A 14,769-nucleotide genomic window follows, 5' to 3' on the forward strand; every position below is an offset into this window, starting at 1 on the left:
CAAGCTGTCTGGAAAGGGCAGCCGAAGGCCGTCGCTGCCCGCCACTTGTGTTGAGATTTGTCCTGCACACAGGTCCAGCCAGAGGATCAACTTTCGCCAGATCCACAGGCTGACAGACCGATCATCGGCGCATTCCGATGAAAAAGGAGGCCACGGCGGCCTCCTTCGTCTTTCGCAGATTCAGCGCGCGTCCACGGCGACGTAGTCTCGCCGGTCCTCGCCCACGTAAAGTTGGCGCGGGCGGCCGATCTTGCTGTCCGGGTCGCCCAGCATTTCCTTCCACTGGCTGATCCAGCCGACCGTGCGGGACAAGGCGAAGATCGGCGTGAACATCGAGGTGGGGAAACCCATCGCCGACAGGATGATGCCGGAATAGAAATCGACATTCGGATAAAGCTTCTTGGAAACGAAATAATCGTCTTCCAGTGCGATCCGTTCCAGTTCCTTGGCGACCTGCAGCGTCGGGTTGTTCTCGATCCCGAGGATGCCCAGAACCTCGTCCGCCGACTGCTTCATGATCTTCGCGCGCGGGTCGAAGTTCTTGTAAACGCGGTGGCCGAAGCCCATCAGGCGGAAGGGATCGTCCTTGTCCTTGGACCGGCGGATGTATTCGGGGATGCGGTCCACGCTGCCGATTTCCTGCAGCATTTCCAGCGCAGCCTGGTTGGCGCCGCCATGCGCGGGGCCCCACAGGCAGGCGATGCCCGCCGCGATGCAGGCAAAGGGGTTCGCGCCCGAGGAACCTGCCAGCCGCACGGTCGAGGTCGAGGCGTTCTGCTCATGATCCGCGTGCAGGGTGAAGATGCGGTCCATCGCCCGGGACAGTGCCGGATCGGGCCTGTATTCCTCGGCCGGGACCGAAAAGCACATGTGCAGGAAGTTCGAAGCGTAATCCAGTTCGTTCTTCGGATAAACAAAGGGCTGACCGATGGAATACTTGTAGGCCATCGCCGCGATCGTCGGCAGCTTGGCAATCAGCCGGTGCGAGGCGATCTCGCGCTGCTTGCGATCGTTGATGTCGGTCGAATCATGGTAAAAGGCCGACATCGCCCCGACGACGCCCACCATGGTCGCCATCGGGTGGCTGTCGCGGCGGAAGCCGCGGAAGAAATAGTGCATCTGCTCATGCACCATGGTGTGGCGCGTGATGATGTTCTCGAACCACTCCATCTTTTCGCGGGTGGGCAGTTCGCCGTTCAGCAGCAGGTAGCAGACCTCAAGGTAGTGGCTGTGCTCGGCCAATTGCTCGATGGGATAGCCGCGGTACCACAGCTCTCCCTTGTCGCCGTCGATATAGGTGATCGCGCTTTCGCAGGCGGCGGTCGAGGTAAAGCCGGGGTCGAAGGTGAACACATCGCCCTGGGCATAGAGCTTGCGGATGTCCACGCATTCCGGCCCCACGGTCGGGGTCAGGATGGGCAGTTCCACATCCTTGTCGTTCAGCGTGATCCGGGCAGTCTTCGCGTCGGCCATCGCACAATCCTTTTGCCATTGACCCATTCCGGGCCGGTAAGGTCGGGTTCTTTCACGCCGTGGCGTCCGCCAGACGGGAAATCGTTTCATCGCGGCCCAAGGCCAGCATCATGTCGAATACGCTGGGGGTGGCGGTCCGGCCGGCCAGGGCGGCCCGAACGGGCGCCGCGACCTTTCCCAGACCCACGCCCCGCGCCTCGGCAATCCGCTGCGCCGCCGCCTCCAGATCATCTCGCGCCCAGTTAGCATTCTGCAGCGCAGCGGTCAAATCTTCGAGTATACCTTTGGACACCGTATCAAGCGCATTTTTCGCCTTTTCGTCCGCCTCGACCGGCCGCTCGATCAGCGCGAACCTTGCCTGGTCCAGCAGTTGCGGCAGGGTGCGGGCCTTCTGCTTCAGCGCGGCCAGCGCAGGCGTCATGCGCTGCAATTGCACAGACGTCAGGGCAGGCTGGTCCGTGGCCTTCAGAAAGTCGGCCAGTTCCTGCAGCAGCGTCTCGTCCGTCATGGCGGCGATATGGTGGCCCGAGACATGCTCCAGCTTCTTGAAGTCCAGCCGCGCCGGCGCCTTGCCGATCCCGCCGAGGTCGAACCACTCCAGCGCCTGCGCGTCGTCGAACAGCTCGGCATCGCCATGGCTCCACCCCAGACGGGCGAGGTAGTTGCGCATCGCCGCCGCCGGATAGCCCAAGGCCGCATATTCGTGCAGGCCCACGGCGCCGTGACGCTTGGACAGCTTCTTGCCGTCGGTGCCGTGGATCAGCGGGATATGGGCGAAGACCGGCAGGTCCCAGCCGTTCGCCGCATAGACCTGCGCCTGCCGCGCGGCGTTGGTCAGGTGGTCGTCACCACGGATGATATGCGTCACCTCCATGTCGTGGTCGTCCACCACCACCGCGTGCATGTAGGTCGGCGTCCCGTCCGACCGCAGCAGCACCATGTCGTCCAGCTGGTCGTTGCGGAAGGTCACGTCCCCCTGCACCGCGTCATGGATCACCGTTTCGCCCTCGCGCGGTGCCCGCAGGCGGATCGCAAAGGGCGCGTCGGGCCGGGTCGCAGGGTCCGCATCGCGCCAAGGGCTGACAAAGGGCTGGTTCGGGTTCCCGGCACGCCATGCCTCGATCTCGGCGGGCGTGGTGTAGCAGGGATAGGCGGTGCCCGCCGCCATCATCTGCCGCGCCACCTCGGCATGGCGGTCGGCGCGGGCGAACTGGCTGACGGGCTCGCCGTCCCAGTCGAGGCCCAGCCATGTCAGCCCCTCAAGGATTGCCTCGGTCGCCTCGGGGGTGGAACGGGCGCGGTCGGTATCCTCGATCCGCAAAAGGAACCTGCCGCCGCGGCCGCGGGCGTAAAGCCAGTTGAACAGCGCCGTGCGCGCGCCGCCGATGTGCAGATAGCCCGTGGGCGAGGGCGCAAAGCGCGTGACAACGGGGGATGAGGGCATGGCGGGTCCTGCTTTTCGGTCTTCGGGCGGGCCTTAACCTTTCGGAAAGGACCGGAGGGATAGGATCGCGGAAGGGATACGGACAGGAACGGGGAAGAACAAGATTGACGGCGGTCGAGGCGGCGGAACCTTCCGGTGGGCGCTTCCGCGCAAGGTTGCGGGTGCTTCGGACGTTCCTGATGACTCGCGGAAGTTCGCGCGCATTGCCGACGGCCGAACGGGTGACGCGCGCCGGGCTGCTGATCTGGGCGCCAGTGCTGGTTGCCCTGGGGATCGGCGGCTGGTTCCTGCTGCGGTTCGAGCCGGGTTTGGCGCATTACGCCTTTGCCGCGGCGGGAATGGCAGGCGCTCTCTGGGCCGCGCGCATCGCGCGGGGTCGTGCGGTCGCGGGCCGGCTCGACTGGAACCGCGCCGACCTGCTACGGCTCGGCGCCATGGGCATGGCGCTGGTGCTCACAGGCTTTCTTGCGGCGGGGCTGCGCCTGCATCTCGTGGCAGCACCGGTGATGGATTACCGCTATTATGGTCCCATCGAGGGCCGCGTGGTGGAAATCGACCGCTCGGCCCGCGACCGGATGCGGGTGACGCTGGACCGGGTGGTGCTGCGCGACACAGCCCCCGGACGAACGCCCCATCAGGTGCGGCTGTCCCTGATGGGCGAACTAGCGCTTCCTGCGCCGGGCAGCCGTGTCATGCTGACGGGCCACCTGGGTCCGCCGCCCGGTCCGGCCGAGCCTAACGGCTTCGATTTCCGCCGCGCCGCCTTTTTCGAGAGGCTGGGCGCGGTCGGCTACACCCGCACGCCGATCCTGACCGTCGAGCCGGCACCCGCCCGGCGGATCGACGCGACGGCCGTCCGGTCGCGGCTTTCGCAGGCCATGCAGCGGTCCATCGGCGGGCAGGAGGGCGCGGTCGCGGCGGCGCTGATGACGGGCGACCGTTCCGGCATCGCCGAGGCCACGAACCAGATGATGCGTGATTCGAATCTTTATCACATCGTCTCGATCTCGGGCCTGCACATGTCGATGCTGGCGGGGTTCGTTTATGCGGCACTGCGGCTGGCGCTTGCCGCGCTGCAGTCCCGTGGCGGCGGGGTGCCTGCGGGGATCGCGGTCCACAAGATCGCGGCGCTTGTGGCCCTTGTGGTGGCCACGGTCTATCTGTGGATCTCCGGCGGCGGCGTGGCGACCGAGCGGGCCTGGCTGATGGTGGCGGTGATGCTGTCGGCGGTTCTGCTGGACCGCCGCGCGATCTCGCTGAGGACGGTGGCGCTTGCGGGGCTGGTGATCCTGCTGCTGGCGCCCGAGGCGCTGGTGACCTCGGGCTTCCAGATGAGCTTTGCCGCCACCGCCGCGCTGATCCTGCTGTTTCCCGCCTGGTCGCGGCGGGCGCAGGCGCTGCCTTGGATCGTCCGGGGCGTGGCTATGCTGGTGATCTCGTCGCTGATCGCGGGGCTGGCGACCTCGCCCATCGCGGCGGCGCATTTCAACCGCTCGGCGCAATACGGCCTGGTCGCGAATCTGCTGGTGGTCCCGGTCATGGGGGCGGTGGTCATGCCCGCGGGCGCGCTCGCGGCGCTGCTGGCCCCTGTCGGTCTGGCCGAGCCAGCCTTATGGCTGATGGGGCTTGGGACGCGCTGGATGCTGTTCGTGGCCGAGCAGGTGACCGGCTGGGGCGGCGCGGTGCTGACGGTCCGCGCGCCCCACTGGGCGGCGCTGCCCTTGGGCGGAACGGGGGTGACGGTCGGCCTGCTTGCCCTGCATGGAACGCGCGGCCGGCTTTCCCGGATCACCCTTTTCCTCGCAGGGCTGATGGTGCTGGGCAGCGCGGCGCTCTGGCATGCGACCGGGCGCCCCCATCTTCTGATCGCGTCGGATGGGACGGCGGTCGGGTTGATGACCCCGGCAGGACGGTCGCTGTCCAAGCCGGCCGGGGCCTTCGTGGCGGACAGCTGGCTGCGCGCCGACGGCGATCTCGCCAGTGCCGAGGACGCCGCCGCCCGACCGGGATGGCATGGCGAGCAGGGCGCGCGCCGCGCGAGCCTCGCCGGTCGGGACGTCGTTCACCTCACCGGCAAGGGCGCGGCCGGGCGGGCAGCCGACGCTTGCACCAGCGGCACGATCGTCATCCTTGCCGCCCCTGCGCCGGATGGCCTGAGTGGCGGCTGCGAACTGTTCGATCAGTCCCGCCTGTCGCTCGGCGGTGCCACGGCGGGCTTTCTGCAAGACGGGCAGATGCAGTGGATCAGCGACGCATCCGCGAACGGACGGCGGCTCTGGACCTCGCGCGCCGTGCGAAGGCAGTGGATGCCCTCTGCGTCCCCAAGGCTGTCTGACTGACGCCGCGCTGCTGCGGCGTTTCCATAGCGAGATATGGCTTTGCCTCCAGCAAGGTAGGCACGATTGCAGTCACCGAAAGGCTGTTATCGGCTTGAAGCGTGATGAGCCAACGGCGAGCCGAGGGATGGAATCAGGCTGCTCGGGGTTGGCCGCGAAAAGCAAAATCCAGAACGCCCTCGCCTCCTTCCGTCGAACCTCGGACCTGCGGTCGTGCTCGCATATTCCCGCGCTGCCCGGCCCGGCTCCATGATCCTGGCCGCGACCTGTTCCATATGCGTGGCTTCGATTGGAGGATGTGCCCTCGTCGGAACCGTCGCGGCCAAGCGCATCCATGTCGAAGATCCGCGCGGCGCAAGTGGATGAGGTTGCCTAGAACGCTGTTCCTCCGAAGCAATCCTCTGCCGTCAACAAAGATCGCGGCGCAGGACCTCGACGATTCGGCTAGCGGCCTTGCCGTCGCCGTAGGGCGATCCGCGGGAAGCCATGGCCGCGCAGGCTGCGGGATCGTCCAGCAGGGTTTGGGCCGCCGCGCGGATCGGCTCGGTCTCGGTGCCGACAAGCCGCGTCGTCCCGGCGCTGACCGCCTCGGGGCGCTCGGTCGTTTCGCGCAGCACCAGGACCGGCTTGCCCAAGGCCGGCGCCTCTTCCTGCACGCCGCCCGAATCCGACAGGATCAGCGTCGCCCGGCTCATCGCGGCGACAAACGAGGCATAGTCCAGCGGCTCGCACAGAAGGACGCGGTCCATCGCGCCGAAGCGTTCATGCACGACCCCGCGCACATTCGGGTTGTGGTGAACCGGCAGAACCATCTGGACGTCGGGATTGTCCTCGACCAGCCGCGCAAGCGCGTCGCAGATGCGGCCCAGCGGCTCGCCGAAGTTCTCGCGCCGGTGCAGCGTCACCAGCAGCAGGCGCTTGCCGGGGTCGAGGGCAAGGCCGATATGGGGTTTGGTCGCGGCCACATGGTGCAGCGCGTCGATGACCGTGTTGCCGGTCACATGGATGTCGGCCGCGGGATAGCCCTCGGCCAGCAGGCGGTCGGCGGAAAGCCGGGTCGGGGCAAAGTGCCAGCGGCTCAGGCGGCTTGCCACGACGCGGTTCAGTTCCTCGGGAAAGGGGTTGGCGATGTCGCCGGTCCGCAGCCCCGCCTCGACATGGCCGAAAGGCACCTGCGCGTAAAAGGATGACAGCGCCGTCGCCAGAACGGTGGTCGTGTCCCCCTGCGCCAGCACCGCGTCCGGCTGTTCGGCCGCCAGCACCTCCTCCAGCCGGATCAGCAGCCGCCCGGTCAGGCCGCCGAGGGTCTGGCCGGGTTCCATGATGTCCAGGTCGATATCGGGCGTGATCTCGAACAGGTCGAGCACCTGGTCCAGCATCTGCCGGTGCTGCGCCGTCGCAAGCACCCGGCATTCAAAGGAGGGATCAGCCTGCAATGCCCGGATCACCGGCGCCATCTTGATCGCCTCGGGGCGGGTGCCGACGGTGCAGAGAATCTTCTTCCTCATATCCGGTGGTCCGCTGCGATCAGCGCGCAGGCGCGGTCGTAAAGGGCGGCGTCCTGCCAGTTGGCGCGGATCAGCCGGTCGCGCAGGGCAGGGGGCAGCGCGGACAGCATCGCCTCGACCCGCTCGGCCGTGCTGTCGGGCGCGGCATCGGTGACGTTGTGGCGCGTGTCGTCGGGCAAGGACAGCGTCAGCCCGTGGCCGGCCAGGATGTCGCCGAACCGGGCGACGTCGGCCTCGAACTGCTCGGTCCGGCCCAGCAGCTCGATCCCGGCAAGGGTCCTCAGCGCGGTTCCCAGATCATAGGTGATCCCCTCTGCCGTGCGCTTGAGGACGGGCCGCGTCCGGTAGGGCGAGGCGAAGAAGCGGGTCTGCGCATTCGAGACATGGACGACCTCTGCCGGCGAGTTCAGGCAATGCTCGATCCAGCCCGCAAGGTCGTGCCGGCGCGCGGCCATCGCCGTCGTCGTCTTGTCGAAATCGGGCGCGGGCAGCGGCTCTGGCAGGGGCAGCGTTCCTTCGGGCAGGCCGGGGTTCACGGTGCGTTGGGCCTCGGCGGCCTGCCGGGTCAGTTCGGCCTCAAGCTCCTCGGGCACGAGCGAGCCCAGCGGCGTTCCGTCAGCGCGTTCCGGCCCGCGCTTGAAGCGGTAGATCGAGGCGATCCGCAGAAAGGGGTTGCGCAGGAAGATCGCGGCCAGCGCGCGGTAGCCAATCGAACTGGGCGGCGGCAGCAGGATCTGGTGCGAGGAGAACGCCACCGCCTGCGGACGGCGCATGATGATCCGGTCCAACTGGTCCTGGTCGATGGTGAAGAAGGGATAGGGACCGTCAAACAACTCGTGCCGGTCGCCGAAGTTGTGGGTGAGAACGTGATCGAAGGACGTCCCCGCGTTCTTGTAGATATGGTAATGAAGGATGACGGTCCGCATCGGGAACTTCCGGGCGATCAGCGGCCGGGCAGGCTGCCCGAGGGGCGGCCCTGCCGATAACGGTGCGGCATCCATGTGCCCCAGCGGCTTTCGAAGATGTCTCTGTTGCGCTGGAACAACTGCTGCTTTTCGCCCGATGGCAGCGCGTCGAAGCTGGCCGACAGGTGGTGGTGGCAGAAGGCGTCCTCGGCCAGCGCCATCTGCAGCCCGGCCTTGCGGAAGGTGGCGCAGTGGTCGTCGTCCTCGAACATGCCGAGGCCGTAGACCTCGGGCAGATGCCCCAGCCGGTCGAGGTCGGCGCGGCGGAACATGGCGCAGAAATAGGCGCAGACGTGCAGGGGCGTCCATGCCCCCCGGTGCCCGGTCGCAAGAACGCGAGCGGCGCGGATCATCTGGTCCATGTCGGCATAGGCGACCTCGACCCGCGCCTCGTTGCCGATGTTGTTGGTCATCGGGCCGACGATGCCGATGACGGGATTGCGCTGCAGGTGACGGACCATCGCCAGAAGCGCGCCCGGCGCAAGGAAGGTGTCGTTGTTCAGCAGCAGGACATATTCCCCGCTGGACGCGGCGATGCCCCGGTTGTTGCCCCGGGCGAAGCCGAGGTTTTCGCCGTTCTCGACCAGCAGGATACGGTCGTCCTGGCCCGCGCGGTCGCGCAGCACCTCTCGCACCTGGGGGGGCGAGCCGTTGTCCACCAGCACGACTTCGAGGTTTGGATAGACCTCGCCCCGCCCCAGCAGCGCGTGCAGCGTGGCCAGCGTCATGTCGGTGTCCGTGCCGTAATGCAGCACGATCACGGACAGCTTCGGCTCGCGCCGCATCTCGGCCAGCAGGTCGGCGGCGCGGAAGGACCAGGCGTTGTCCAGGGCATATTGCCGCAGCCGCTGGCCGAACACCGCGTCCCGTGCCAGCGGCGCCGCGCGGCGGATGGCCGCGGCGAAGCTCGCCGGATCGTCGGCGCGGAACACCAGATCGCCCGCGCGGTCGAGTTCGGGCAGCGAGGTCGAGACGGTCGGCCGCATGACCGCGGAATATTCGTAGAACTTGACCGGGTCGCAGGCCTTGATGATCGGCAGCAACTGGAAGGGAATGATCAGCACGTCCATCTGGCCGTGAAAGGCCGGCACGTCGGCATAGGGGATTTCCCCGTGCAGCGTGACATTCCGCAACCGGCCCAGCCGCAGCGGAGGCTCGGCCGTGACCGCGCCGCAAAGATGGATGTCGAAGCTCGGATTGTCGCGGGCGACGGCTTCCAGCAGGTCGGTGTCGAACCATTCGGCGATCGCCCCCACATAGCCCACGCGGATCGCGCCGGGCCTGAGCCTGCCGGCAAGCCAGGCGGGGGCGGGGTCGTCGCCCTCGCGGATGAAGTGGCTCACGTCGGCGCCGTTGCGGACCATCGCCACCTCGCGCATCGGGGCGAACTTGTCATGAAGATATTGCGAGCTGACGATCATCTTGTCGGCCCGCGCGATCATCTCCAGCTCGGCCTCCAGCACATGGGGTTCGGTGTTAGAAAAGCCGCCGATGTCGTCCATGCAGTCGAAGGTGATCTGGTATTCCGGCGACAGGTGGCGGGCGAGGTTCCACCAGAAGGGATGCTCGATCACCACATGGCTAACGGGCGAGGCGCCCACCGCATCGGCCAGCGCGTGGAAATGTTCGACCCAGGCACGCGCCTGCGCCCCGGTCGGCACCCCGGTATAGGATTGCAGCCCGCGCATTCCCCGGCCGGGCAGCCGGACCACATGGACCATCGGCGCGACCTCGCGCACGCTGCCTTCGCGCAGGTTCTGCTCCATCTCGATGAAGAAGACGCGGTGGCCTTCGGCCGCCATCCGGGTGGAAAGATGCTGCGGCCGCTGGGTGCGGAAATCCCAGTTGATGATCGACAGCACGAAGATGTCGGGCTTGTCGCCTGTCCGCGCGGGAACGGTCCCGTAGCCTGCGGCGCTGGATGCCGACAGCGGCGGAAAGGCCAGCGCCCGCGGGATGCCGCCCGGCACCGGCAGGCCGCGCTTGACGCGCTCGACGGCGGCGCCGGGCAGCACCCGGCGCAGGGTCCGGCCACCGCTGCGATAAAGCCGGCGGTAGATCGGCTTCAGGATGGTCTGGCGTTCCCGTTCAAGCCATGCCGTGGCCGAGGCGAGCGCCTGCCCCGTCGCCTCAAGCCGGGCCTCAAGCTGGGCTGCATGATCCTGCAGATGCTCGATGGTGGCCCAGCGCGCCTCGGCGATCTCGGTCATCTCGTCGCGCTGCGCCTCGGTCGCGGCGACAAGCTGTTCAAGATCGCCCGCCGCAGCGGCGGCCGCTGTTGCGGCCACGCGATGCGCCTCGCTTGCGCGCCGCTCGGCGGCAAGGGCGGCCATGCCCTCGTCCCGCTGCGCCTCGGTGGCCCGAAGCCGGGCCGTGAAGGTGGCAACGGCCTCATCCCGCTGGGCCTCGGTGGCGCACAATCGAGCGGCAAGATTGGCGGTCATCTCGTCGCGTTGCGCCTCGGTGCTGGCAAGCTGCGCGGTCAGGTCCGCCACGCTTTTTTCCCGCTGCGCCTCGGTGGCGCGCAAGCGGGCGGTGAGGCTGGCGGTCGCCTCGTCGCGTTGCGCCTCGGTCCGGGCAAGCTGGTCGGCCATGGCGGCGAGGCTTTCGTCGCGCTGGGCCTCGGTCGATTGCAACTGCTCGGTCAGGATGGCCACGCTTTCGTCGCGCTGCGCCTCGGTCTGGCGAAGGCGGTCCTGCTGGGCGGCCAGATCGCGGCGCAGCGCGGCGGCGGCCAGATGACCGTCCCGCAAAGCGGCGGCATTCGCCTGCTCGACCGCGCGGGCCGGGGCGGACAGCGCATGGAACCGCCGGGCGAAGAGGGCAAGCCCTGCCGCTGCCGGAACCTCGCCGCGCCTTGCGGCTGCGGCGAGGGCGTCGAAGAGTTCAAGCGCAAGGTTTTCGATCAGGCCGGCGTTGGCCGTGATGTCGTCCCGCCCGTGGACAGACTCGGGCAGAAAGGTTCCCGCAACACGCGACTGCGCCCCGCCTGGCGCGTCCTCGTCAAACAGACCCGCGATACGGGCAAGGACGGGGGAGGGGTCCTGCGCCCAGTCGGGGAACAGCACGATCTGCCGCGGCAACCCCTCGGACCCGGCAACCGCAGAGAGCGTGTGATTGATCCAGGACAGCATCGCTGCATCGGCGGCGAATCCGTTGCGGCGGTTGATCGACCGGGCGACATCGCGCGGATCGCGCAGCGCGATCAGTACCGCGCCGCGCCCGCCCCGCGCATCCAGCCACCCCCGCCAGAGAGGCAGGGTCAGCGACAGGCGTGGGTCCTTGACCATGATGCGGTCGGCCTTGCCGAAGCTGGCCGCCACCGCCCTGTCCATCCGGCCCAGGATCGCGTCATCCGGCGCGGGAAGGTCCAACGGCCCGACACGGAACCACAGCGCGCCCTGATCCGACAGGATGGCCTCGTTCAGCGCGACAACGGCCTGCGGCTCGAAATGCCCGCGCGGGTTGTCGTCAGCCGGGCCACCCGCATCGCGCGGCAGCGCAAATCCCAGCGCGCCGCAGCTTTCCCCCAGGAACGAGGTCCCGCTGCGGTGCATTCCGGCAATCAGCAGCACGGTCGGGGAAGAAGGCACTGCGCATTCCTGTCTGGATCAACGGGGCGTGACCTATCGGGCGCATGGACCGGGGTCAACGCGCGGATGGGGTCACCCTGCGCGGATCGGTCAGGCGTGCCCCTCAGCCCGCAAGCCATCGAAGACGCGGCCGAGCGCGCCGTCCAGCTTGTCGAACATCTCGTCCATCTGCGCATCGGTCAGGATGAAGGGCGGGCAGAGGACGATGGACTGCCCCAGAGGGCGGCAGATCAGGCCCATATCGGTGCAGGTGTTGGCGATGCGCTCGCTGACCGACAGATGCGGGGGGAACGGCTCCTTCGTTTCGGCGTTCTTCACGGCCTCCAGCGCCCACATGAAGCCGACGCCGCGCAACTCGCCGATGTTCTGGTGGCGCTGCATGATGTCGCGCAGGCCCGCCTCCATCCGGGGGGCCTTGTCGATGACATTCTGCGCCAGCCCCTCGTTCATCACCACGTCGATGGCCTTCAGCGCGATGGCGCAACCGACCGGGTGGCCGGATGCGGTGAAGCCATGGGGGAACTCCTCGATCGGGGCGATGGCGGCATCAAGCCGGTCGCTGAGTTCGGGGCCGAGGATCACGGCGCCCATCGGGAAGAACCCGGCAGTGAGGTTCTTGGAACTGATGATCGCGTCGGGCATGAAGTCGTAGGTCTGGCAGCCCCAAGTGTTGCCAGTGCGGCCGAAGCCGGTGATGACCTCGTCGGCGATCAGCGGGATGCCGTGTTTTTTCAGGATCGGCTGGACCGCCTGGAAATACCCCCTGGCCGGCGGGATCACCCCGCCCGCGCCCTGCACGGGTTCCGCAAAGAAACCGGAGATGGTGTCCGCGCCCTCGCGCTGAATGGTGTCCTCAAGCTCGCGGGCAAGGCGGGCCACGAACTCGGCCTCGGATTCGCCGGCCTTCCCCTCGCGCCAGAAATGCGGGCAGGTCAGGTGGATGAATCCGTCCAGCGGCAGGCCGAAGACCTCGTTATAGGGCTTGCCGGTCATGCTGGCCGAGACGACCGTGACGCCGTGATAGGCATTCCAGCGCGTCAAGATCTTGCGCCGCTGCGGGTTCCCTTCGGCCCTGTGCAGAAACCACAGCATCTTGACCATGGTGTCGTTCGCCTCGGACCCCGAGTTGGTGTAGAACACCTTGCCGCGCCGGAACGGAGAGACCTCGACCAGCTTTTCCGACAGCATCACCGTCTGGTCCGACATCCGCCCGAAGAAGGCATGATAGCCGGGAAAGCGGTCGTATTGCGCCTTGGCGGCCTCGATCATTCCCGGATGGTCAAAGCCCGCGACCATGTTCCACAGCCCCGAGTTCGAATCGAGCCACTTCCTCCCCTGGGTGTCGAAGACATAAGGCCCTTCGCCATGGGTCAGGACGATGGTGCCCCGGCTTTCGACGCTGGGCAGGTCGGTGAAGCCATACATCGAAACGGTTTCGGCCCGCGCGGCCCAGCTCTTGTCGTCCATGATCGCCTCCAATGCGGTTGGCGCAAGGCTACCCGGGCGGGCTGGCGGGTTCAACAAAGCCTTCGTCACGAGAGGACAGGGTGACAGTCTAGGACATTGGTCGGGCTGTTGCAGCCTTGTGCGCAGGATCATCCTGCAGGGGCAGGGATGGAGGATGCCATGCGGAAGCTTCTGTTCGCTCTGGCCTTGCTGCCGATGCCGCTGATGGCGCAGGACCTGGCGATCCCGCCGGTCAAGATGCTGGACACCTCGCACGAGGTGCAGGACCAGCAGGCGGACCATGACCGCCGCATGGCGCTGATGGAGAGCATCCTTGCCGACGAGCTTTCGGCCGCGCTGGTCAGCCGCGAGGAGATCGCCGCCGCCTGCCCGCGCGAGACGACCGAATGCCTTGTCGCGGCCCTGCGCGAGCGGGGGGCCGAGCGGGGCCTGTTCATCGTCGTGCAGAAGACCAGCACCCTGATCCTGCAGGCTTTCGCCAGCCTCGTCGATCTGGAGGGCGAGAAGCTGGAGACGCATACCGAACTCAGCTTCCGCGGCGACAATGACGAATCGTGGCAGAAGGCGGCCCATTTTCTGGCCGGAAAGCTGCGGGACGGGGAGTAGAAGGAGCCACTCCCTTTCAAGGGCGGTGTTCTTCAGGACAGGCTGCCCTGCTCGCTTCAGTTGTCGGCAAGGCTGCCAAGATCAGAGACGTGGCCCCGCACCCGATCAACGATCCAGCGCCATGACATGGACTGGCGGTGCTGCCGGTGCCCTCGATGTCGACATGCGCCGCGACAGATGGCGCAAGAGCGGCGCTTCGATCATCACATGCAGCCCGTGAGCAACGACAACCGCTGCCGCGACTACTAGGATGATGGTGACATCCGGCGGAAGCTCAGCCCCTCCGGCCGCGGCCAGCAAACGCGCAACGACAGACATCGCGGGCACATGGATAAGATAAAGCAGATAAGAAGAGTCTCCGAGGCGCGCCATGACACGGGGAACCGATGGCTCGGCCGCCGCAATTCCGGCAATTGTGATCGCAGCGCACAAGCCCAGCAACCAAGTTCGCAGGCTGAAAGGCAACGGCATCCAGTCCTGAACATCAGCCTGTCCGATGGCGATGAACCCGAGCACGCCGATCGCGATCATGATCCGTCCCGCGGTCCGGTCGAACTGCCTGAACAGGACAGCACCAGCGATGCCCATTGAGAACAGAACGTTGTAAGGCGAAAGCAGATAGCCCAGCGGATGGCTTCCAAGCGACGTGCTGCTCATGCCGATGCAGGCTATCGTCCATGATGCCAAGACCACCAGCCCCCAGCGGGCGGATACCAGCGCAAGAGCAAAGACTGCGTAGAACAGCAACTCGTGCCGCAGCGTCCAGGCGACCTCCAGCGCGGGCGCAGGCGGCCAGGGAAGAAGCAGCGCTGATCCCAGCAGCTTCAGTGGGTCGCGCAGTTCCGCTGACCCGATTCCGGGCACGATCAGCGTGACAACGAATAGCGAGATCAGGACCAGCCAGTAAATCGGGAAGATACGGACAAACCTTTTCCACGCATAAGACAGTAACGCGCCCCGATGTCCGATGTCACGCCTGTGTACGTGGAACATGATAAAGCCGGAAAGGACGAAAAAATACTCCACTCCGGTGTAGCCCGCATTGTAGAATGTGGCCGCCGCTGCGCCATCATGAAGCTTGTGGGGCAGGATATAGACATTGGCGTGGAAGAGGACGACAGCCAGCGCAGCTATCGCACGACCCGCCTGAATGCCATCCAGCCTGCGCGGCGCCTCTCTTGGATCAAATGAGAGCGAGCCGGGAAGAACCGTTTTTGAAAAGTTCAACAAAGGATAAACCTGTCCTGAAATCCTGCGCCACACTAATCTCACTACGAAGCGTTGCAAGCTGTCCATTTGGTCAGAACTGTGATCCAGCGCAGGCATCAGAAAGATCCGGGTGGATCGATGGTCAAGATCCTTCGGCTTTCACAGCCG

At 66.7% G+C, this 14,769-nt stretch carries 9 protein-coding genes; 2 read left to right on the plus strand and 7 right to left on the minus strand.

What is annotated here, in order from left to right:
- Positions 1 to 180: 180 nt before the first annotated feature.
- Both gltA and gltX read right to left on the minus strand, forming a co-directional pair.
- A complete protein-coding gene (gene gltA / locus JGR78_RS04375; protein WP_182792768.1) occupies positions 181 to 1,473 on the minus strand; it encodes a citrate synthase in 1,293 nt (430 codons plus the stop codon).
- A 52-nt stretch (positions 1,474 to 1,525) separates the two neighbouring features.
- On the minus strand, positions 1,526 to 2,917 hold the full coding sequence (gene gltX / locus JGR78_RS04380; RefSeq protein ID WP_182804918.1) for a glutamate--tRNA ligase: 1,392 nt from the start codon (positions 2,915 to 2,917) through the stop codon (positions 1,526 to 1,528).
- Between the two features lie 179 nt (positions 2,918 to 3,096).
- On the opposite strand from gltX, the gene JGR78_RS04385 reads away from it, so the two are divergent.
- The gene (locus JGR78_RS04385; RefSeq protein WP_182804916.1) at positions 3,097 to 5,256 is read left to right on the plus strand and encodes a ComEC/Rec2 family competence protein; all 2,160 of its coding nucleotides are present in this window, start codon (positions 3,097 to 3,099) and stop codon (positions 5,254 to 5,256) included.
- 404 nt (positions 5,257 to 5,660) lie between these two features.
- Here the strand turns inward: JGR78_RS04385 and wecB are convergent, their stop codons facing one another.
- The 4 genes from wecB to JGR78_RS04405 all read right to left on the minus strand — a co-directional run bounded on the left by wecB (position 5,661) and on the right by JGR78_RS04405 (position 12,786).
- On the minus strand, positions 5,661 to 6,761 hold the full coding sequence (gene wecB / locus JGR78_RS04390) for a non-hydrolyzing UDP-N-acetylglucosamine 2-epimerase (protein WP_182804914.1): 1,101 nt from the start codon (positions 6,759 to 6,761) through the stop codon (positions 5,661 to 5,663).
- Positions 6,758 to 7,687 (minus strand): hypothetical protein, encoded by a 930-nt coding sequence (locus JGR78_RS04395; protein ID WP_182804912.1) that lies wholly within the window; start codon positions 7,685 to 7,687, stop codon positions 6,758 to 6,760. Before JGR78_RS04395 ends, wecB begins: the two co-directional genes overlap by 4 nt.
- Before the next feature lie 17 nt (positions 7,688 to 7,704).
- A complete protein-coding gene (locus JGR78_RS04400; protein ID WP_182804910.1) occupies positions 7,705 to 11,319 on the minus strand; it encodes a glycosyltransferase in 3,615 nt (1,204 codons plus the stop codon).
- 90 nt (positions 11,320 to 11,409) lie between these two features.
- Entirely contained in the window at positions 11,410 to 12,786 is a 1,377-nt protein-coding gene (locus tag JGR78_RS04405) for an aminotransferase (RefSeq protein WP_182804908.1), read from the minus strand.
- Between the two features lie 159 nt (positions 12,787 to 12,945).
- Here JGR78_RS04405 and JGR78_RS04410 point away from each other — a divergent pair, with 159 nt between their 5' ends.
- On the plus strand, positions 12,946 to 13,392 hold the full coding sequence (locus tag JGR78_RS04410) for a DUF2380 domain-containing protein (RefSeq protein WP_182804906.1): 447 nt from the start codon (positions 12,946 to 12,948) through the stop codon (positions 13,390 to 13,392).
- Positions 13,393 to 13,497: 105 nt separating this feature from the next.
- Here JGR78_RS04410 and JGR78_RS04415 read toward each other — a convergent pair whose 3' ends face one another.
- Entirely contained in the window at positions 13,498 to 14,718 is a 1,221-nt protein-coding gene (locus JGR78_RS04415) for an acyltransferase (protein ID WP_182804904.1), read from the minus strand.
- Positions 14,719 to 14,769: the final 51 nt, after the last annotated feature.

Origin of the sequence: Paracoccus sp. MC1862, assembly GCF_016617715.1 — a bacterium.
Lineage (GTDB): Bacteria > Pseudomonadota > Alphaproteobacteria > Rhodobacterales > Rhodobacteraceae > Paracoccus.

Coding starts and splice junctions, on each gene's coding strand:
- gltA (WP_182792768.1), bottom strand. CDS start 1,473: ATGGCCGACGCGAAGACTGCCCGGATCACGCTGAACGACAAGGATGTG.
- gltX (WP_182804918.1), bottom strand. CDS start 2,917: ATGCCCTCATCCCCCGTTGTCACGCGCTTTGCGCCCTCGCCCACGGGC.
- JGR78_RS04385 (WP_182804916.1), top strand. CDS start 3,097: ATGACTCGCGGAAGTTCGCGCGCATTGCCGACGGCCGAACGGGTGACG.
- wecB (WP_182804914.1), bottom strand. CDS start 6,761: ATGAGGAAGAAGATTCTCTGCACCGTCGGCACCCGCCCCGAGGCGATC.
- JGR78_RS04395 (WP_182804912.1), bottom strand. CDS start 7,687: ATGCGGACCGTCATCCTTCATTACCATATCTACAAGAACGCGGGGACG.
- JGR78_RS04405 (WP_182804908.1), bottom strand. CDS start 12,786: ATGGACGACAAGAGCTGGGCCGCGCGGGCCGAAACCGTTTCGATGTAT.
- JGR78_RS04410 (WP_182804906.1), top strand. CDS start 12,946: ATGCGGAAGCTTCTGTTCGCTCTGGCCTTGCTGCCGATGCCGCTGATG.
- JGR78_RS04415 (WP_182804904.1), bottom strand. CDS start 14,718: ATGCCTGCGCTGGATCACAGTTCTGACCAAATGGACAGCTTGCAACGC.